General features: G+C 55.0%; 14 protein-coding genes. 5 read left to right on the top strand and 9 right to left on the bottom strand.

What is annotated here, in order from left to right; all coding sequences use genetic code 11:
• Positions 1 to 57: 57 nt before the first annotated feature.
• A complete protein-coding gene (gene narQ / locus AAHF05_RS16360) occupies positions 58 to 1,752 on the bottom strand; it encodes a nitrate/nitrite two-component system sensor histidine kinase NarQ (RefSeq protein ID WP_128348018.1) in 1,695 nt (564 codons plus the stop codon).
• Positions 1,753 to 1,904: 152 nt separating this feature from the next.
• Here narQ and aegA point away from each other — a divergent pair, with 152 nt between their 5' ends.
• The 3 genes from aegA to AAHF05_RS16345 all read left to right on the top strand — a co-directional run bounded on the left by aegA (position 1,905) and on the right by AAHF05_RS16345 (position 5,685).
• Positions 1,905 to 3,881: a formate-dependent uric acid utilization protein AegA gene (aegA, locus tag AAHF05_RS16355; RefSeq protein ID WP_129324027.1), complete on the top strand. Its 1,977-nt coding sequence runs from the start codon at positions 1,905 to 1,907 to the stop codon at positions 3,879 to 3,881.
• 65 nt (positions 3,882 to 3,946) lie between these two features.
• Positions 3,947 to 4,540, top strand: coding sequence for a GDP-mannose pyrophosphatase NudK (gene nudK, locus AAHF05_RS16350; RefSeq protein ID WP_028016145.1), 594 nt, complete (start codon positions 3,947 to 3,949; stop codon positions 4,538 to 4,540).
• 101 nt (positions 4,541 to 4,641) lie between these two features.
• Complete coding sequence (locus AAHF05_RS16345; RefSeq protein WP_129324028.1) at positions 4,642 to 5,685, top strand: DUF1176 domain-containing protein; 1,044 nt, start codon at positions 4,642 to 4,644, stop codon at positions 5,683 to 5,685.
• Here AAHF05_RS16345 and ygjK read toward each other — a convergent pair.
• The 6 genes from ygjK to ebgR all read right to left on the bottom strand — a co-directional run bounded on the left by ygjK (position 5,682) and on the right by ebgR (position 15,290).
• On the bottom strand, positions 5,682 to 8,027 hold the full coding sequence (gene ygjK / locus AAHF05_RS16340) for an alpha-glucosidase (protein WP_374936387.1): 2,346 nt from the start codon (positions 8,025 to 8,027) through the stop codon (positions 5,682 to 5,684). The two genes, AAHF05_RS16345 and ygjK, sit on opposite strands and share 4 nt — an antisense overlap.
• Before the next feature lie 13 nt (positions 8,028 to 8,040).
• Positions 8,041 to 9,099, bottom strand: a complete 1,059-nt coding sequence (ygjJ, locus tag AAHF05_RS16335; protein WP_028016148.1) for a protein YgjJ — start codon at positions 9,097 to 9,099, stop codon at positions 8,041 to 8,043.
• A 38-nt stretch (positions 9,100 to 9,137) separates the two neighbouring features.
• Positions 9,138 to 10,574, bottom strand: coding sequence for an amino acid permease (locus AAHF05_RS16330; protein WP_028016149.1), 1,437 nt, complete (start codon positions 10,572 to 10,574; stop codon positions 9,138 to 9,140).
• Between the two features lie 56 nt (positions 10,575 to 10,630).
• The gene (locus AAHF05_RS16325) at positions 10,631 to 11,080 is read right to left on the bottom strand and encodes a beta-galactosidase subunit beta (protein WP_028016150.1); all 450 of its coding nucleotides are present in this window, start codon (positions 11,078 to 11,080) and stop codon (positions 10,631 to 10,633) included.
• Positions 11,077 to 14,160: a beta-galactosidase subunit alpha gene (gene ebgA / locus AAHF05_RS16320; protein ID WP_332616388.1), complete on the bottom strand. Its 3,084-nt coding sequence runs from the start codon at positions 14,158 to 14,160 to the stop codon at positions 11,077 to 11,079. Before ebgA ends, AAHF05_RS16325 begins: the two co-directional genes overlap by 4 nt.
• Positions 14,161 to 14,306: 146 nt before the next feature.
• The gene (gene ebgR, locus AAHF05_RS16315) at positions 14,307 to 15,290 is read right to left on the bottom strand and encodes a transcriptional regulator EbgR (protein WP_129324030.1); all 984 of its coding nucleotides are present in this window, start codon (positions 15,288 to 15,290) and stop codon (positions 14,307 to 14,309) included.
• Positions 15,291 to 15,427: 137 nt separating this feature from the next.
• Between ebgR and AAHF05_RS16310 the strand changes: the two genes are divergently transcribed.
• On the top strand, positions 15,428 to 15,760 hold the full coding sequence (locus tag AAHF05_RS16310; RefSeq protein WP_049007822.1) for a tRNA-binding protein: 333 nt from the start codon (positions 15,428 to 15,430) through the stop codon (positions 15,758 to 15,760).
• Between the two features lie 90 nt (positions 15,761 to 15,850).
• On the opposite strand, the gene tkt is transcribed toward AAHF05_RS16310, so the two are convergent.
• On the bottom strand, positions 15,851 to 17,839 hold the full coding sequence (gene tkt, locus AAHF05_RS16305) for a transketolase (RefSeq protein ID WP_129324031.1): 1,989 nt from the start codon (positions 17,837 to 17,839) through the stop codon (positions 15,851 to 15,853).
• 19 nt (positions 17,840 to 17,858) lie between these two features.
• A complete protein-coding gene (gene tal / locus AAHF05_RS16300) occupies positions 17,859 to 18,809 on the bottom strand; it encodes a transaldolase (protein ID WP_129324032.1) in 951 nt (316 codons plus the stop codon).
• Between the two features lie 289 nt (positions 18,810 to 19,098).
• Here tal and maeB point away from each other — a divergent pair, with 289 nt between their 5' ends.
• Positions 19,099 to 21,378: an NADP-dependent oxaloacetate-decarboxylating malate dehydrogenase gene (gene maeB / locus AAHF05_RS16295; RefSeq protein ID WP_129324033.1), complete on the top strand. Its 2,280-nt coding sequence runs from the start codon at positions 19,099 to 19,101 to the stop codon at positions 21,376 to 21,378.
• Positions 21,379 to 21,387 lie beyond the last annotated feature (9 nt).

The raw sequence follows: 21,387 nt of genomic DNA, 5'->3' as shown, positions 1-21,387 counted from the left end.
AATAAAGGAGATAATGTAAATTATCATGCGCTTTTTCCTGCGCTTCCCCCTTTACCGTTATTTACCTGTTAACGGCGTGGGGACCGGGAACGTCACGCTGACCAGCGTGCCGCCGTTTTGCGGCTGCGAAAAGTGCAGCATTCCTCCGAGCCGTTGCGCGCGTTCACGCATAATATTCAACCCGTAGTGTCCCGCTGGTTCGCTGGCTTCGCCAATCCCGATGCCGTTGTCACGAATACTGACGCTGTGCGTGCCATCCACGGAGGTCACGCAGCTCACGGTAATTTCACTGGCTTGTGCATGTTTAATCGCATTCAGCACCGCCTCACGCACGATCTGTAACAGATGCACCTGCTTTTGCGCATCAAGCGCCAGCGAGGAGAGACGACAGTCAAGATGTAGCTTTGCCTGCGTCTGGCTCTGCAGAACGTCGAGAGACTCCTGGAGTGCCGCAGGTAAATTTGCGTGGTTGAGCGTCAGGCGGAAGGTGGTGAGCAGCTCGCGCAACTGATGCCAGGCGTTGTTCAGCTCGCGGGAAAAGTCGGTGATGATGGTCTGTGCCGGGGCATTGTCCTGCGGCACCGCATGTTTAAGCAGCGTAAGCTGGATCCGCAGATACGACAGCACCTGCGCCAGCGAATCATGGAGTTCACGGGCGATGGTTGCGCGCTCTTCCATCAGCAGCAGCTGCTGGTAATGTTTTTGCGCCTCGTTAAAGTACAGCCCGCGTCCGAGCATCGTCGCCACACTTCTCATCAGCGGGAGAGGAACGCTGTCCGTCTCACTTTGCCAGCGCAGCTCACCATACAGCGTATCCTGCATCAGCACCGGCAGGTTTTGCAGTGGAATACCGCTTGTTTCTGTTCCTTCACACAGCCGCCAGTCATCGCTGGTGCGTAATTCCAGATAATTCATCTGCGTATAGTCATGGACGATCTGCAGGATATGCCGGAAACACAGGCTGTCAATCTGCCCGGTGTTCAACGCCTGAGAGCATTTGAACAGCATTTCGAGCTGCTGATGGGCTTCATGCAAATGTCGCGTCTTTTCCGCCACCGAGGCTTCAAGCGAACGATAGAGAGTATGTAACTCGGCTGACATATGGTTGAAGGCGCGGGAGAGTTGGCCCAGTTCATTCGGCAGTGCGGTATCCGGGGCAGGGGTCTCAAATTCCCCTCGCTCAATCCGCTCGCTTGCCGCGACAAGATTGTTAAGCGGCAGCACTACCTGACGACGGATGCGTCGCAGAGTAAACAGCGTCAGTAGCAGGATCCCAAGCGCGCCAGCCAGAGAGAGCAGGGTAACCGTCTGGATTTTATGTTCGGTGTAGTGCTGGAGGGCGAGCACAAAGGCATCAATACGGCCGACAAAATCTTCAATGTGGCTTTGATACCACGCGATGTCGCCGCGCGCGATGCGCGTATCCATCTCCAGCCAGGCGACGTGCAGCTGCTGATAGCGCTGTTTGACGTTGTCCGGTACGTACCAGCGGTTCAACTTTTCTAATGCCGGGGCGCTTAATGTCTTCTGCCAGTTCTCGCGGTGCGCCGCCAGAGACGGGCTGTTTCCCTGCATCTCATAGCCCAGGCGGTAGCTCTGCATGCGCAGTGAACCTGCGATGTTGATGGCTTCGGCATCTCGCTGGCTACTGGCCAGCGTCAGCAGCGCAGCGCTGCTTGTCAGAATGGATAACGCAATAATCGAAACGAAAGCCCAGGCAAGGCTGCCGGAAACAGGTCGTTTAACGGTCACAGAACGGCCCTCTGAATAAAATTGATCTGCCACAGGTTCACTTGAAATAGTTTGGCGTCCTGGGCATTTGAACATTGCCCGATCGCGCCGTAATGCGTAAATACCCTATTCATACAAAGAATAAGGTTATTGAACCAAAAACAGGTGTGGTTATGAATCGTTTTATTATGGCTAACGGCCAGCAATGCATTGGGTGTCGGGCCTGCGAAGTGGCCTGCGTGATGGCGCACAACGGCGAGCAGCATGTCCTGAGCGAGCGCCATTTTCATCCTCGTATCACGGTCCTGAAATCTGGCGAGACGAGAAGCCCCGTGACCTGCCATCACTGTGAAGCTGCACCTTGCGCGCAAAGTTGCCCGAACGGTGCCATCAGCAAATGCGATGACAGCGTACAGGTGAATCAACAAAAATGCATCGGTTGTAAAGCCTGCGTGGTGGCTTGCCCGTTTGGCACGATGGAGATTATCGTCACCCCGCTTGAAAACGGCAGCGTGAAGGCATCGGCGAATAAATGCGATCTCTGCCTGACGCGCCCACAAGGCCCGGCCTGTATTGAAAATTGCCCGGCAGATGTCCTTTCGCTGGCGACGTCTGCCGTGCTGGATAATCTGGCCAAATCGCGCCGACAGCGCACTGCCAGTCTGGAGGCGCAGCCCTGGCATGCGGAGGCTGTCAGAGAGGTTATTTCGCAAACCAAACTGCAGCGGATGCAAACGACCCCGCCACGCGGTGAACCTGACAAGCTTACTGCCGCAGAACGCGTTAACCATTTTAACGAAATTTACCTGCCGTTCCGGGCTGCACAGGCCAGTCGCGAGGCATCGCGATGCCTGAAGTGCGGAGAGCACAGCATCTGCGAGTGGATCTGTCCGCTGCACAACCACATCCCGCAGTGGATTGAGCGCGTCAATGCGGGGGATATTGCGGGTGCCGTTGAGCTTTCTCATCAGACCAACTGTTTACCCGAAATTACCGGTCGCGTCTGTCCGCAGGACCGATTATGTGAAGGGGCCTGCACGCTGCACGATAGCGCGGGTTCAGTCACCATAGGGAATATTGAGCGCTATATTTCTGACCAGGCGCTGGCGATGGGCTGGAGACCGGATATGAGCGGCGTTACTCCGGTGGACAAGCGGGTTGCGATTATCGGGGCAGGGCCTGCCGGGCTGGCCTGCGCCGATGTGCTGGTGCGTAATGGTGTCAGCGTGACGGTTTATGACAGGCATCCGGAAATTGGCGGTTTGCTGACCTTTGGTATCCCGGCATTCAAGCTCGACAAATCACTGCTCGCGCGGCGCAGAGAGATATTCACTGCGATGGGCATCCGCTTCGAGCTGAACTGCGAGGTAGGCCAGGATGTGTCGATGTCTCAGTTGCAGGACGACTTTGATGCGCTGTTTATTGGCGTGGGAACCTATCGCTCGATGAAAGCGGGGATCCCGCATGAAGACGCGCCAGGCGTCTATGACGCATTGCCTTTCCTTGTGGGCAACACGCGCCATGTTATGGGGCTGGAGGCGACGGCCAGTGAACCGTTTATTGATACTCACGGGTTAAACGTCGTGGTGCTTGGTGGAGGAGACACGGCGATGGACTGCGTCCGTACTGCGTTACGCCACGGCGCGGCGAAAGTCACCTGCGCCTATCGTCGGGATGAGGCCAATATGCCGGGCTCGAAGAAGGAGGTGAAGAATGCCAAAGAAGAGGGCGCGGCGTTTGAATTTAACGTCCAGCCGGTTGAGTTGACGCGTGATCCATGCGGCAAGGTCAATGGCATCCGGATGCTGCGTACCGAACTCGGCGAACCGGATGCGCAGGGACGGCGTCGACCTGTTCCGGTGGCGGGCAGTGAGTTTGTGATGCCTGCTGATGCAGCGATCATGGCGTTTGGTTTTAACCCACACGCGATGCCGTGGCTGCAGGCGCAGGGTGTCGAAATGGATGACTGGGGGCGAATTGTGGCCTCGGTAGAGAGTCATTATCGTTACCAGACGACCAACCCGAAAATCTTCGCGGGTGGCGATGCGGTGCGTGGGGCGGATCTGGTGGTGACCGCGATGGCGGAAGGGCGTCATGCGGCCCAAGGAATACTCGACTGGCTTGGGGTTGGGGCGTCGAAACATCATTAACCGGCGGGCGACAAAGCGGGAGCCACGGCGTAGTATAGGACGACTCATTGCGCCGTGGAGCCCGTATGACCCTGAAAATTGACGTTATCAAAGACAAAATTCTCTCTGAAAACTACTTTGTCCTGCGTAACATCACCTATGATCTTACACGTAACAACGGTGAAGTGATCCGCCACAAACGCGAAGTCTATGACCGCGGTAATGGGGCAACTATTTTGCTCTATAACCGTGAAAAGCAGAGCGTGGTGCTGATCCGTCAGTTCCGGGTTGCAACATGGGTTAATGGCAACCCTGATGGTCGTTTGATTGAAACCTGTGCCGGCCTGCTTGATGATGACGAGCCGGAAGTGTGTATCCGCAAAGAGGCCGTAGAAGAGACCGGCTTTGAAGTGGGAGAGGTCAAAAAGGTCTTCGAGCTGTTTATGTCCCCAGGCGGCGTAACGGAAATTGTGCATTTCTTCATTGCGGAATACAGCGATGCGCAGCGGACTCACCGGGGCGGTGGCGTAGAAGATGAAGATATCGAAGTGCTGGAGCTCCCCTTTTCCCGTGCGCTGGAGATGATGCGTTCAGGCGAAATCAGGGATGGCAAGGCTGTGATATTACTGCAGTATTTACAAACAACCGGGCTGATGGACACTGCTTTCGAACGGATGTAGATGATTTTTCGGGTATATCTGATAAATCCGATTGAGCAACCCCGGTGGTAACACGAAGATACTGCCCAGTTAAGCGTTTTCGTTCCGGGATTGTGTCATTCATGCGCTACAGTGTTTTTTTATTCTCCCTCTTCTGCGTGCTCTTCGCTCCGCTGGGGCGGGCTGCGCCTGCTCAGCAGGCATTTTCTGACTGGCAGGTGACCTGCAATAACCAGAATTTCTGTCTGGCACGCAATACGGGTGAACACCGTGGTCTGGTTATGACGCTCACCCGAAGCGCCGGGGCGAAAACGGATGCAACGCTGCGCATCGATCTCGGCGGTCTTGACGCCCCTTCTGTTAAAGAGCCGGATATTGCTCCCCGGTTACTGCTGGATAACGTTCCCCTTAAGCTGGACAAACAGCACTGGCAGCTCACGCCATGGCATCTGAAAACGGACGATGCCGCCACCGTTACCGCCTTTTTGAAAAACATCCAGGAAGGGAAATCCCTGACCCTGCGCGACGGCAAGCAGGTGATTTCCCTGAGCGGTCTGAAAGCGGCGTTGCTGTTTATTGATGCGCAGCAAAAGCGCGTCGGGAGCGAAACCGCGTGGATCAAGAAAGGTGACGACCCGCCGTTAAGCGTTCCACCCGCTCCAGCTTTAAAAAAGGTGTCGGTCGTCAACCCGACGCCGACGCCGCTCTCCCACGCCGAACTGAACGACCTGCTGGACTATGGTACCGGACGGATGAACAGCAACCAGTGTTCGCTGGATCCTAACCGCCGGGAAGTGCGCGTCACCGCGTTAACCGATGACAAAGCGCTGCTGATCGTCAGCTGCGAGGCGGGAGCTTATAACACCGTCGATCTGGCGTGGCTGGTCTCACGTAAAAAACCGTTCACCGCCCGCAGCGTCAGGCTGCGTCTGCCCTTTACGCCATCAAGTGACGACAGCGAAATGGAATTGATGAATGCCAGCTTCGATGAGAAGACGCGCGAGCTGACAACGCTCGCGCTGGGTCGTGGTTTGGGAGATTGTGGTGTCCAGACGCGCTGGCGTTTTGACGGCCAGCGTTTTCGCTTGGTTCGTTATGCCGAGGAGCCCAGTTGTGATAACTGGAATCGACCCGACGCCTGGCCCACGTTGTGGATCACCCGTTAGTTTCTCCGGAAAAAGTCGTTATACAGCATGTACAGATGTGCCGCGCTCCACGAGAAGTTGGGTGCGCCTTGCTGTGCCCCGGTCAGCGGGTTGTAGTTTTCCTGAATTGGACCATCAGACGTTAACCCCTTCGCGTGTTTAAAGAAGTTATCTGCCAGCGTTCGTGCCTGTTCCCGATAGCCGTAGCGTTCCATCCCTTTGAGTCCAAACCAGAACTGGTCGACCCAGACGCGACCACGCCAGTAGATATCCGGACCAAATGCCGGGTTGGTTAGTGCGGCAGTCCCGAGCGGCACATACGTGTTGAACTCTTTCGGATCCAGCATCACCTTCACCACGGCATCAGCATGTTCCTGGGTTGCTGCACCGTTAAACAGAGGAGACCAGCCTTCCGGCCCTTTACCGCGCTCGGTGATAGGTTTGCCCGCACAGCCATTCTCAAGCGGTTTATCCTCAATGCGAATGTCATAGTAAAAACCGCTGTTCGCATCGAACATACAGGTATTGATGTAGGTCGCGAGTTTATCCGCCAATTGGCGATAGTGGCTGGCATCCTGCTCTTTACCCAGCAGGCTCGCCATTTGTGCCAGATAGTGATTATCGCTGTACATATAACTCGCCTGGTCGACGGACTCCTGGAGTAATGAGTAACCCAGCAGATCGCCTTCTTTACTTCGGTTTTCGGCAAACTTTACTATCCAGTCGCTGCGTTTTCCGCCTTTTGCGACATAGCTATCCAGCTGCGTTTTATCTATAAATCCGAACACGGCGGCGTCATCACGTCCGGACTCCCACGAGGCGGCAACCTGCGCCGGGATCTCCAGACTGTCGTAATGCCCTTTTTCGATTACCCGGGCGTAGTTATTCAGTCCGGAAAGCGGCTCCTCCTTATCGCCTTTTTTCACCGTAAACAGCATGTCACCGCTGGCGGTGTTATGGGCTTTGTCACGCGTTGCACCGTACTCCGGCACGCCGTTACCATTATGGTCACGGTTACGCAGCCACCAGTCATGGTAGGCCACCAGTTTAGGGTACATCTCTGCCAGCCAGGCCTTGTCATGTGTGGTGTTGTATACCTCCATCACCGACCATGCCGCCAGGCTCGGTTTGGTGTTTCGTTCGTTCCAGTTGCCACCGTCACCACCGCGTTCCGGGCTCAGGTTCCAGGCGATAAGATCAGGCACGAATCCGGCATCCTGAGGGCGCACCGGATCGTCGGGTTTAATCTGCCAGGAGAACACCGCGCGAATGTTCTCTTTGGCGATATCCGGGTTGAAATGCGACATGGCAAAGGCCTGTTTCCAGGTGTCCCATGGCCAGGTCTGGTTGCCGGAGAACCAGCGTCCGGTCACGGAGGGCGTCACCGTGTTAAAACGTACCGCACCACCCGGTGAACGCCAGTTACCGTTCAGCGTCTCGATGGCCTTCACCGCGACACGAGTTTGTTCTGGTGTCGCATTCGGGTTGGTGAGTCCCTTTTGTAAATATCCCTCCCAGCGTGTTTGCGAGGCGCTCATGAACCAGGCGGGCCGCGCCAGAATATCGCGAATTTTCGGCTGCTCGCGCGCAACGTCGTCAGCATTCAACAGATGGGAGTAGGTGGTGTACAGCGTGGTGCTGCCGGAAATGTGTGCCCGACTGATAAAGCGATGACCGTTGACGGTGGTATCGATCGGGATTGATTTATGCACCTGATATTCGGAACTGCCGGAGGTGAGGAGATCCCAAGCGGATCGCACTTTACCAAACGTCACCTTCAGGCCGTCACGGGTGGGAACCATTTTGCGCTGATAATCGGGATACGCGCCGTCTATGGTCTTATCCGAAAGCGGTTTGCCCTCTTTGGCCTCAAGTTTTTCCAGCAGCTCGCCATCCCATACCAGGTCCAGTGGCGTCTTGCTCGTAATCTGCGTTTCTAGCAATGAGGTGCGCGCGGTTGCGAAACGTAGCGTCATTTCGATTTGCACATCTTTCGCGCTCAGCTTTTGCACCAACGCGCCGGGAAGACTGAAAGCCTCAAGGGTGAAATCCACTTTTTTACCGTTTTGGTACACGCTCAGGCGATCAAAATTCGCCGCCATAAAATTGATGTACTCTTCGGTGAGCAGCGCTACGCCTGGAAATCCTCCCTGGGTTTGCGGTCCGTCAGGCAGCAGATGCCCATGCCAGGCACCCAAATCGAAAAAGGGGTTAAAACGCTGGTGGTCGTCAGCGTCGAAATCGTGCATATACTGCGGCGCACCGGTGCGGTTAATCACGTTTTTAAAGTCATTTGCCGTGGTGGCGTGGGCTGAAAAACTCAATACCAGCGCGCAGGCCAGCGGCGTAAGACAGAATTTCATGGGGAAGATCCTTTTACCAGTAGAAGTATTGCATCAGGAAGACCCGATCGCTTGGGTCGCCTGAGGCATTTTTCATATAGAAGCGGCTGTCGGCTGCGGTGGCAAAGCGTCCTCCGCCGTACTCGTACCAGATACCGAACTGCATAAAGGACGTCGTTTCGTCCCCGCCATTGTCCGGACGGTGTTTGGCATAGCTGTAGGCGGTAGAAAGGTAGACGCCTTTTAGCGCTTCCACCATGGCGCTGACCATATAGCCCGTTTCTGTCCCTGGTACATCTTTACCCCTGGCGCGTCCCGTGTGGTGCCAGGCGCGTGCGGCCAGGTTCGGCGACAACATCCCGGTTAAAAAGAGTTGTCCGGTACCGTCGGTGATTTCCAGACCGTTCATCCAGGTGACATCTTTCGCGATGTCATACTGGAGATAGCCGTTCACCATCGCCGGATAGGTATACTTGTCGTCGTAGCGATCGTATTTGCCGAAATGCAGCCAGGCCTTGCTCTCATCATGATGCCCGGCAGGCGTTGCGGTGATGCTATAGCGCAGATCGCCGGAGAGATTCTGCACCTTGAGGGCATACATTATGTCGCGGGTGTTAGGGATCACGTAGCCCAGATCCGGGGTGAAATCTCCCCACCACTGCAGGTCATCCAGAGAAGAGTCCTGGCGCAGGCTCAGCATAATTTCGGTGCTGTTAGCGGTTTTGTAGCCGCCGTAAACACGGTTAAGCCCCCCTTCGAAACCACCCCAACTGTGGTCTGGTACCCAGGCGTTACCCTGACTATCGGCCTGAACGGTCCAGCCTTCGCCATAAATCAGGCCGAACCAGTTCCCGTGCTTCATCTCCAGACCGCCCTCAATATAGGTGCCGTCACTGTATTTATGTTTATTCTTACCCTCCAGATCCATATATCCGCCGATACCCAGTTCACCATAAAAGCGAAATGAAGAGGTGGTGAGTTCCGGTGTTTTGGTATCGTCGTGTTCAGCGGGTCGGGCTTCTTCTGCGGCAAATGCGGGGCAGCAGAAAGAGAGGGCAGCGAGTGCCCCAATTGTTTTCTCTTTAATTTTCATGCACTCATCCCAAAGAAAGAATATCCATGCTTTCGGTGTTAATGAATATTTGAGGCTGGTGAGGCTTCAATTTGTTGTTGTTCTTTTGATAATCCTTTGACGTATTTGCTGTATTTCCACCAGGCAAATCCGAGGAATAAAACGATCCCTCCGACGTTATAGAAAATAATCGTCAGAATATTGCCACCGGTGGGGAAGGTTGAGGCCACAAAGCCGATAGCAAAAATCACAATCAGCATCGACACCACCACCATACCCATGGTGCGTGAGCCCATTTTGAAATCGCGCGGCAGGTGGTCGAGCTTACGACGCAGGTTCAGGTAGGCCAGCATAATGAACAGCGGCGGCAGCATGGAGGCGGCGGCGGTCATATTGATGACGGTGTTCATCAGCTCCTGAGCGGTATTTGAACCCATTGTGGGAATAATCATCAACGGGATCACAATGAGATACTGGATCCACGCCGCACGGGCCGGTACGCCATTTTCGTTCAGCGCCACGGTTTTTGGGCCAAAAATTCCGGTTGGGATCTCAGAGAAGAAGATTTTTACCGGCGTTGCGGTCCACATCAGCAGAGAACCGAACATCGCGGTAAAGGAGACCAGCCCGACAAAGCGGTTCATCAGGACTTCCGGCAGGCCAAACCACACCGCCAGACCATGGAACACCTGAACCGAACCGCCGGTAAATTTCAGTTCCTTACTGCTGATAAAGACGTTAATCAACACCGAGGAGATGGAGTACAGCACGCCGATGAAAATCCCCGCCAGAATAATCACCTTCACGAAGGATTTAGAGCCACCTTTAACGTCGTTGACATAGACCGCAACGGATTCCGCGCCACCGGCAGCCATAAATATCCAGGTGGTGATGCCGAGGAAGGCCCAGTTGAAGTTCGGGATCATTGCGTCAACGGTTATCGGGTCGGCTGGCTGCACGCCACCCACCAGCGCAGCGCCGGCCAGCAGGATATAGGAGAGAGTGAGCAGCAGCATCAGTGTGGAGGTCACTGAGGTGATCGGCCCCAGCATTTTCGCCCCGTTGGTGGAGACCCAGGTTGAGAACGCGAACAGCACCATACTCAGTACCGTGGTAGCAAACGGCGTAAGAATGTACTCATAGCCTAAAAAAGCATATGAAGCGTAGGCGATGACGCGCGGTAATAACGAGGTGAAGAAGAACAGATTCACGAACCAGTAGGTATAGGCGGTAATAAATGCCCAGCGTCCGCCCAGCGAACTTTTCACCCAGGCGTAAACTCCGGCTTCGGAGTTTTTATTCAGTGAGACAAATTCAGCGATAATTAAGCAGAACGGAATGAAATAGAACAGGGTGGCTAAAAAGAACATGGGCGCGGAGGCGAGCCCCAGCTCAATATTGTTATTGATAACGTTGTTAAAACTAAACACGGCGGCAAATGTCAGCGACAGCAGGCCGAATTTGCCGATGGTATTGCGTTTGATGGTTTCAGACATAACGTTTCTCCGGGTACAGGGAGGATAGCGGTGCTTCATTGGCACCGCTCACATTTTTATTTGTTATGGAAATAACCGTCTTCGATGGTCACATAGAGGACGACTTTTTTTGTCGGCATGTCGCTGATGAAGCGATACGCCTCGTGATTCTCACAAATCACAACTTGCCCCTCGTGGACCTGAGCGGTGTGACCCACACCTTTCAGGTATTCGCGGTCGGTTTCATCGCGATAGCACTCCACAACCTGCAGGGATGCTTTCGCGGCGTATTCAATTTTCTGCGTGCCCTGTAGGTAGTAATGCACTTCGAAATAGCGCCGATGACCGACAAATAGCGCGTCGGTACTGGCATCGCAGGAGACGCGGTAGGCCAGCGAATCACCGATCGAGTGGGCTACACCGGGTTGGATGTTGTCGATATTGTTAATCGCTTCAGAACAGCGCTGCCATTTACGCCCCGCACGGTAAAGTTTCTGGAACTGTTCCAGACTGTCGATAACGATCATTGGTCTGCCTCGCTGTGTGAATTCATGGAGAAGAAACCGGTGCCAAACTGATGGTTCGCCAGCGCCTGCGCGGCAGTTTGCCCACCTTCAAGCGGGAGCAGCGTGAAGCCGTAGCGGAACGGTCTGAACCGGACGCGCCAGGCGTCCAGCACTTCGCTTCCCCAGGAGTTAGAGCCTAAACCCAGTACCTGATGGTCAAGGTTGAGGGTGATGTCATCGCAGCGACGCAGTTCGTTGCAGTGTTGTGCTGCGTGGATGTTTTCTGCCGTGTAGTGCCATGCGCTGAAATGGATGGGTTGCTCAGGCACCACCAGCAGGCCGCTGCCGTGACGGTTGGCAAGCGTGGCCCAACGTACCTGCTGGCGGTTGCCGTTGTTCTGCGGGAACGGATAGTTTTCAAACATCTCATCTACCGTGGTGTGCCACAGATCGATGGTGCTGGCCTGTTGGCTGTCCGGATAGTTTTCCCCCGGTCCGCGTCCGTAATAGCTCACCTGGTCAAATTCGCCGTTGATGCCGAGCGTAAAGCCGATGCACGGAATGATGTGTGGATACTCGCCGTAGCGCTCACCGCTGAGTTCAACGTTGATTTGCCCATCGGCGGCGATGCGCCAGCGGTAGGTGCAGCGCATGCCAAAATCAAACACCGGCGGGGCAATCAGCGTACGGGTTGTGATAATGATCGCGTCGTCACGTTGCTCAACCTCGAAACCGCGCAGGTGCTCCTGCATGATCTGCAGGTGGTTGGGTTGCCACAGCCCTTCATACTCTTGCTTGTGGTTATCAATCATCGGCTTGAAGAAGTTAATCTTCGGCTCACGAGTGATGTTCTCTTCGCCGTTTACCTGCCAGGCGCTGAGTTTTCCCGTCACTTTAGAGAAGTTCGCGCGGAAGTTGTGTCCGGTCACGGTGCAGCTCAGGCGATCCTCTTCCAGATGAAGTGGCGTCGCGTTGGTATTGATAAGCGGTGTGGCGTGGTTTGTGCGTGCTTTTAACGGGAACTGGTACACCGCGATACTGTGCCCGGCTTCGCTGTAGCGCGTACGGCTATTTTTGCTGATGCGCACGGTCAGGAACGCTTCCCGCTCATCCAGTTCAGGTAAATTCAGGCTTATGCTGCTTTCGCTGTTGGGGGCTACTCCTGTCATCGTCAGTAGCTGGCTGTGCAGGGTTTCACCTTCCGCCCGTACCTCGACGTGCAGGGTGTAATCATCCAGGTTTGTGAACCAGAATCGGTTTTCTACGCAGAGTTTGCCGTCCTGCCAGCGTAGTTTCACCGGAGCAATTACCTGCTTGTACTCACGCAACCCCGGGCCTGGGGTTTGATCGGAGTAAATCAGCCCGTCGAGGCAGAAGTTATAGTTATTCGGGTAGTCACCAAAATCACCGCCGTAGGCGTAATACGTATTGCCGCTGGCATCAACCGCCTGAATACCGTGGTCGCACCATTCCCAGACGTAGTGGCCCTGAATGCAGTCGTGACGATCGAACACGTTCTGGTACTCGGTTAACCCGCCGGGACCGTTACCCATCGCATGAGCGTATTCACAGATAATGCGTGGTTTGGCGTGCGGGTACTCACCGAACAAATTCATCAGCGGTACGCGGGTATACATGGTGGAGATGATATCCACTACCTCGGCATCGCGATCTTCTTCATAGTGCAGCAGTCGCGTGTCATCCAGCGCTTTTGCCGCACGTGCCATGGCGCGGATGTTGCAGCCATAGCCGGATTCGTTTCCGAGCGACCAGATGATGATGGACGGGTGGTTTTTTTGCGCGTGAATGTGGCGCTCAATGCGCTCAATATAGACGTGCTCCCATGCCGGATCGTCGGTAATTCGACTCAGGTCGCCAACGTTGGCAAATCCGTGGGATTCCACATCCGTTTCCGCCATCACGAACAGGCCGTAGATATCGCACAACTCATAGAAGCGCGGATCGTTGGGGTAGTGGGCGGTGCGAACCGAGTTGATATTGTGTTGCTTCATCAGGATCAGATCGCGCTCAACGCGATCCATGCCTACCGCACGGCCTTTCAGGTGATCGTTGTCGTGACGGTTTACACCGTGGAGTTTCAGGTAGTGGTTGTTAACGTAGAACAGACCGTCGCGCACTTTGATGTCGCGGAAACCAACGCGCTGTGGGATAACCTCCAGCGTTTGCCCGTTCTCATCTTTTAGCGTCAACACCAGATGATAGAGACAGGGCGATTCTGATGACCACTGCTGAGGCTGTTTGACCTCAATGCTAAAGGCGGTTTCAGTGCTGCGGGACACGGTCAGGCCGTCGGTCGTACCCTGATGAAGTTCGACCTCGCCATCATACAGGGCATACTCCAGCGACACGGTAGAGGCGTGAGGGGCCAGGTTTTCCAGTTCCAGCTGACAGAAAAGGGTCGCATCCTTGTATGACTCGTCAAACGTGGTTTTGATCGTGACGTCGCGGACGTGTGTCGGCGTTTTACCGACCAGATAAACGTCGCGGAAAATCCCTGCGGTCCACCACATGTCCTGATCTTCAATGTAGGTGGAGTCTGCCCACTGCATCACACGCACGCACAGCAGGTTTTGTCCGCTATGTACCGCGTCGCTGATATCAAATTCGGCAGTCAGTCGACTTCCCTTACTGAAACCGATGTAGCGGCCATTCACGTAGACTTCGAAGTAGGTTTCGACGCCGTCAAACTTGATGATTGTCTGTTTACCCTGCCAGTTGTCTGACAGAGTGAACCAGCGCTGATATGCCCCGGTGGGGTTATCGGTGGGCACCCACGGCACGTCTACCGGGAAGGGGAAACCCTCATCGGTGTATTGCAGTTGACCGTGACCTTCCATCTGCCACATGCCCGGTACGGTAATCTGGCCCCAGTCAGCCATGTACTGTGTGGTGAAGTTTTCCGGTACCAGCAGCGGGTTCGGGAAAAAATGAAAGTTCCACTGGCCGCTTAGCGACAGAAAATGGCTGCTGACCTCGCGGGCAAAGGTGAGAGCCTGGGCGACAGTGTCATAAGAGAAGAAGTACGCACGCGGCGGAAGCCGGTTTTCATGCGTGAGTTGAATATTTTCCCAGCGATTCATGTGATCTCCCTGTAGGGGTAAAACATCATTGCTGAGGATTTTAGTAAAAATTTTACTAAATAAAATCAGTAAAACTGATTTGCTTTAACTCGATCACGAAATAAAAAAAGCCGGGCATGCCCGGCTGTGTGTTTGAAGAGGTGAAATCAGCGTGTCGTGCCGCGCAGTTTCAGGACGCTTGGCACGAAAACCTGAAGGGGGAGTGCCCGGCCATCACGGGATTTTTCCAGCAGCAGGTTAACGCCCTGACTGCCCATCATTTCGGAATGAATGCGCACGGTGGAAAGCGGCGGGAAGGTGAAGCGGGCGGTTGGGATATCGTTCACGCTAATGAGCGAGATATCCTCCGGGATCGCCAGCCCCTTTTCGTGGATAGCGCGTAATACTCCGATGGCGATGGAGTCTGACGCCACAAACAGCGCGCCTGGCCAGCTCTTCTCAGCCAGCATTTTTTTCGCCAGTTCATATCCTGAGGAGCTGGAAAATCCACCGCGCCAGATATCCTGCTCTGACACAACGCCTTTCAGGCACCCATATTCCACAAAAGCCGCTTCACGGATATCGGCTTTACCGGGTTCATCTTCTCCGCCGATAAAACCGATGCGTTTAACATCCTGCTTAATAAAGAAGTCTATGATCTGTTTGCTGATGCGGGAGAGGTCGATATCGACGGAGTCGAATTCACTGCCGGGCTCATGGAAATCAATAAAACAGACGTTGTCGGTCAACGCCATCGCAGTGCGGCGAATGGTTGTAGAAGGTTTGCCGACAATCAGTACCCCGGTGAGTTTTTTAATGTCAGGCAGGGTTGTATTGGCGTAACAGTTACTCAGTTCGACACCCAGTTTTTCACACTGTGTCTCAATGCCGTGGCGAATCGCAAGGTAGTAAGGGTCATTAATCTCCAGCTCTTGCTGATAGCTGTAGAGTGCCAGAATATGTTGCTGACCCACTGCGACAGACTGCATTTTACGGGACGTGGTGCTCTTATATTCCAGCTTTTCAGCAATCTCCAGAATGCGGTGTTTGGTCTCTTCTTTTACGTTCAACGTTGGGTCATCGTTTAAAACCCGGGATACCGTCGCCAGCGAGACGCCAGCCTCCGTCGCGATGTCTTTGAGCGTTGCCATAATTGTCCTTATTCCCCACGTGATAACCCATTGTAAAGGATGCGTTCGGACATGCATCAGTTTTTACTAAATATCCTGCGTGTTGCCTCCCACAAATATCGTGCTAATATTTAGTAAAATTTTACTAAGGAGAGAGCATGGACACGATAACTTACGATGACTTTGCAAAGCTGGAAATCCGCGTGGGGACGATCGTGGACGTTAAACGCCACGCTAACGCAGACAAACTCTATATCGCGCAGATTCATGTGGGCGACAGAACGCTGCAAACCGTCACCAGCCTGGTGCCCTATTACCGGGAAGAGGAGTTGATGGGGAAAGTGGTGGTGGTGCTGTGTAATCTGGCAAAAGCCAAAATGCGCGGCGAGACGTCTGAATGCATGTTGCTCTGTGCGGAGACTGACGATGCCAGCGAAAGCGTGCTGCTAACACCGGAGCGGGCGATAGCGGCAGGGGTAAGAGTGGTGTGAAAAAGCCGGGTGGCGGCTATGCCTTACCCGGCCTATGTTTCGGACCATGTAGGCCCGGTAAGCGTAGCACCACCGGGCACGCAGGCCGCACTAGATCACACTCAACGCCTTCTCAACCACGTTCTCAACGGTAAAGCCGAAATACGGGAACAGCTTATCGGCAGGCGCCGATTCACCGTATCCGTGCATCCCGACAATTGCCCCTTTCAGCCCTACGTACTTGTACCAGTAGTCGGCAATACCCGCCTCTACCGCTACGCGAGCCGCAACGTTTGATGGCAGAACCGATTCCCGGTACGCTTCATCCTGAGCGTCAAAGATATCCGTTGATGGCAATGAAACCACGCGCACCGCATGACCCTCGGCGGTCAGCTTCTCGGCGGCTTTCACCGTGATTTCCACCTCTGAACCGGTCGCAATCAGGATCACGTCCGGTTTACCGCCGCTGTCTTTCAGGATGTAGCCGCCGCGGGCGATGTTTTTCACCTGCTCCGGAGTACGCTCAATTTGCGCCAGGTTCTGGCGTGAAAGGATTAGCGCTGTCGGGCCAGTATGACGTTCCACTGCCAGCTTCCAGCCGACCGCCGCTTCCACCTGATCGCACGGACGCCAGGTGCTGAAGTTCGGCGTTAAGCGCAGGCTTGCCAGTTGTTCCACCGCCTGGTGCGTTGGTCCGTCTTCTCCCAGTCCAATTGAGTCATGGGTATAGACCATAATCTGTCGCGCCTTCATGAGGGCCGCCATGCGCGCCGCGTTACGGGCATACTCGACAAACATCAGGAAGGTGGCGGTGTAGGGCACGAAGCCGCCGTGATGGGCGATGCCGTTGGCAATGGCGGTCATTCCGAATTCGCGCACGCCGTAGTGAATGTAGTTCCCGGCGATGTCCTCTTTCAGTGATTTCGAGCCAGACCAGATCGTCAGGTTACTGGGTGCCAGGTCCGCTGAACCACCGAGCAGTTCGGGCAGGATAGGCCCAATGGCATTGAGCGTATTTTGAGACGCCTTACGGGTGGCGATTTTCGCCGGGTTAGCCTGCAGGTTTTCAATCAGCGCCTGGGTTTTATCGTCCCAGTCTTCCGGCAGACCGCCGCTCATGCGGCGGGAAAACTCGGCGGCCAGATCCGGGTGCGCTTTTTTGTAAGCGGAGAACTTCTCGTTCCAGGACTGCTGTGCCTTTTCACCGGTTTCTCGGGCATCCCATGCTTTGTAGATCTCTTTTGGGATTTCAAACGGCGGGTATTTCCAGCCCAGTTTTTGTCGGGTTAACGCCACTTCCTCTTCACCCAGCGCCGCGCCGTGCGCCTCCTCTTTACCTGCTTTGTTTGGCGAGCCGAAGCCGATAACCGTGCGGCAGATAATCAGCGACGGTTTGTCCTTCACGCTCTGCGCTTCCTGAATCGCTTTTTTCACTGCCTCAGGATCGTGCCCGTCGATCTCATGTACCACGTGCCAATGGTAGGCTTCGAAGCGTTTCGCCGTGTCGTCGGTGAACCAGCCTTTGGTTTCCCCGTCGATGGAGATGCCGTTGTGATCGTAGAAGCCAATCAGCTTGCCGAGCCCCAGCGTGCCCGCAAGGGAGCAGACCTCGTGGGAAATCCCCTCCATCAGGCAGCCGTCACCCATAAACACGTAGGTGTAATGGTCAACGATGTCATGCCCCGGCTGATTAAACTGCGCGCCCAGCGTACGCTCGGCAATCGCCAGCCCGACTGCATTCGCCAGCCCCTGACCGAGCGGTCCGGTGGTGGTCTCCACCCCTGGCGTATAGCCAATCTCCGGGTGCCCCGGCGTTTTGGAGTGCAGTTGGCGGAAGTTTTTCAGCTCCTCAAGCGGCAGATCGTAGCCGGAGAGGTGCAGCAGGCTGTAGAGCAGCATTGAGGCGTGGCCGTTGGAGAGAATAAAACGGTCGCGATCGTACCAGGTGGGGTCGTTGGGGTTGTGCTTCAGGAAGTCGTTCCACAATACTTCGGCAATATCAGCCATGCCCATAGGCGCGCCAGGGTGGCCGGAATTGGCTTTCTGCACGGCATCCATGCTGAGGGCGCGAATGGCATTGGCTAGCTCTTTACGGGACATAGTTCACTCCGTGGCAAGGTTAAAGTTTGGCGGCGAGAAGGTCTTCAAGTTTGCGCTGATCGACGGCGAACAGGCGGATACCTTCCGCCAGTTTTTCTACGGCCATGGCGTCCTGATTATGTTCCCAGCGGAACTCGGCTTCGGTCATGGCTTTCGGTTTTGGCAGAACGGTGGATGTCGGTACCAGTTTGCGGATCACCGTCTCTTCTTTGTCCTGCAGCTCTTTGAGGAGATTAGGGGAAATGGTCAGGCGGTCGCAGCCTGCCAGGGCGAGGATCTGCTCGGTACGGCGGAAGCTGGCACCCATCACGATAGTGTCGTAGCGGTGCTGTTTAAAGTAATCATAGATATTACGAACCGATTTCACGCCCGGATCCTCATCGACCACGTACGGATCCATCGGCTGTTTTGCCTGATACCAGTCGTAGATGCGTCCGACAAACGGCGAGACGAGGAACACCCCCGCTTCGGCACAGGCGCGTGCCTGAGCAAACGAGAACAGCAGCGTCAGGTTGCAGTGGATACCCTCTTTTTCCAGCACTTCCGCCGCACGAATGCCTTCCCACGTCGACGCCAGTTTGATCAGGATGCGAGATTTATCGATCCCCTGTTCCTGGTAGAGTTCAACCAGACGGCGAGCCTTGTGAATACTCTTTTCTTTATCGAAAGAGAGGCGGGCGTCGACTTCGGTCGAGACGCGTCCGGGGATGCTTTTCAGAATTTCTGCACCAAAATTAACGGCCAGCTTGTCGCTGGCTTCGGTGACCTGCTGCTCCTGGGTTTTCCCGCGCTGTTTACCGTAGGCAATGGCGTCATCAATCAGATGACTAAAATGCGCAAGCCCGGCGGCTTTAAGCAGTAGCGAAGGGTTGGTGGTCGCATCCTCCGGCTGATAGTGGCGAATCGACTCGATATCGCCGCTGTCTGCGACCACGGTGGTGAATTGTTTGATGCCGTCTAGCTGGTTCATAAATAATTACTCCATGAAAATAAAAGAGTTAGATGAGTGCGTTAGTTCACACTTCTGGAAAAATCATGATGGACTTAACAAAAAAGCATAGCAGACGGGGGAGGCATTGCTTTTGAGACGGGTAACATGGCTGTTATAAATTGATAACAATTTTTAATGTGTGATGGTGAGAGTTTGGCAGCCTTCAAAGTTTATGTGGCGGCCTGCGGCGATACTAGGCGGCACACCAGGGTGTGCAACAGGATCGCTTACGTCACCCTTTTGACCGATACGTGAAAGGAAAAAGAAGATGGATGAGCAGTTAAAACAGAGTGCCCTCGATTTTCACGAGTTCCCTGTCCCGGGTAAAATCCAGGTTTCCCCCACGAAGCCACTGGCAACGCAGCGCGATCTGGCGCTGGCCTATTCGCCGGGCGTTGCTGCACCGTGTCTGGAAATCGAAAAAGATCCGCTGGCGGCCTACAAATATACCGCGCGTGGCAACCTTGTTGCCGTTATCTCTAACGGCACGGCGGTATTAGGTCTTGGCAACATTGGTGCGCTGGCGGGTAAACCCGTGATGGAAGGGAAGGGTGTTCTGTTCAAGAAATTCGCCGGTATCGACGTGTTTGATATCGAGGTGGATGAACTCGATCCCGATAAATTCATCAACGTGGTGGCTGCGCTGGAGCCGACCTTCGGCGGTATCAACCTGGAAGACATCAAAGCGCCGGAATGTTTCTATATCGAGCAGAAACTGCGCGAGCGTATGAACATTCCCGTGTTCCATGATGACCAGCACGGCACTGCGATTATCAGTACCGCCGCGATTCTGAACGGTTTGCGCGTGGTGGAGAAAAATCTCTCTGACGTGCGCATGGTAGTTTCCGGTGCGGGAGCTGCGGCCATCGCCTGTATGAACCTGCTGGTGGCGCTGGGTATGCAGAAGCACAACATTGTGGTCTGTGATTCCAAAGGCGTTATCTACAAAGGCCGCGAGCCAAACATGGCGGAAACCAAAGCGGCGTATGCGGTTGAAGACGACGGTAAACGCACGCTGGAGGATGTCATTGATGGCGCGGATATCTTCCTCGGCTGTTCAGGCCCGAAAGTGCTGACCCAGGAGATGGTGAAGAAGATGGCGCGCGCGCCAATGATCCTGGCCCTGGCTAACCCGGAACCGGAAATTTTGCCGCCTCTGGCAAAAGCGGTGCGTGAAGACGCCATCATCTGTACCGGCCGTTCCGACTACCCTAATCAGGTCAACAACGTGCTCTGCTTCCCGTTCATCTTCCGTGGGGCGCTGGATGTCGGCGCGACGGCGATCAACGAAGAGATGAAGCTTGCCGCGGTTCACGCTATCGCGGAGCTGGCGCACGCCGAGCAAAGTGAAGTGGTTGCCTCCGCCTATGGCGACCAGGATCTGAGCTTTGGCCCGGATTACATCATTCCAAAACCGTTCGACCCGCGTCTGATTGTTAAAATTGCCCCAGCGGTAGCTAAAGCGGCGATGGATTCTGGCGTGGCGACGCGCCCGATTCAGGATTTCGATGCCTACGTCGATAAACTCACCGAGTTTGTCTACAAAACCAACCTGTTCATGAAGCCGATCTTCTCTCAGGCGCGCGCCGACGCGAAGCGCGTGGTGCTGGCGGAAGGGGAAGAGGCGCGCGTGCTGCACGCCACCCAGGAGCTGATCACCTTAGGCCTGGCGAAGCCGATTCTGATTGGTCGTCCGAGCGTGATTGAGATGCGTATCCAGAAACTGGGCCTGCAGATTAAGCCGGGCGTCGACTTCGAGATCGTCAACAACGAATCCGATCCGCGCTTCAAAGAGTACTGGAGCGAATACTACGCGATCATGAAACGTCGCGGGATCACCCAGGAACAGGCGCAGAAAGCGGTGATCAGCAACACGACGGTGATCGGCGCGATCATGGTCCATCGTGGTGAAGCCGATGCGTTGATCTGCGGTACCATTGGTGACTACCACGAACACTTCAGCGTGGTGCAGGAGATCTTCGGCTATCGCGATGGCGTTCATACCGCCGGGGCGATGAATGCGCTGCTGCTGCCAAGCGGCAACACCTTTATTGCCGATACTTACGTTAACGATGACCCAACCCCGGATGAACTGGCGGAAATCACCGTGATGGCGGCGGAAACCGTGCGTCGCTTTGGTATTGAGCCGAAGGTGGCACTGCTGTCGCACTCTAACTTTGGTTCGTCCAAATCAGCGGCGGCCTGCAAAATGCGTCAGACGCTGGAGCTGGTGCGCGAGCGTGCACCGGAGCTGATGATTGACGGCGAAATGCACGGCGATGCCGCGCTGGTGGAGAGCATCCGTAACGAACGTATGCCGGACAGTCCGCTGAAAGGATCGGCGAACATCCTGATTATGCCGAACGTTGAGGCGGCGCGTATCAGCTACAACCTGCTACGCGTCTCCAGCTCTGAAGGGGTGACCGTAGGGCCAGTACTGATGGGGGTGGCGAAACCGGTGCATGTGTTAACACCGATTGCCTCCGTGCGTCGTATCGTGAATATGGTGGCGCTGGCGGTGGTTGAGGCGCAGACGCAGCCTCTTTAATCGCAGCGC

It is taken from the genome of Enterobacter adelaidei, from assembly GCF_041937165.1.
Lineage (GTDB): Bacteria > Pseudomonadota > Gammaproteobacteria > Enterobacterales > Enterobacteriaceae > Enterobacter > Enterobacter adelaidei.
Note: the sequence above shows the minus strand (reverse complement) of the source record. Positions and strands in the feature narration are given on the sequence as shown.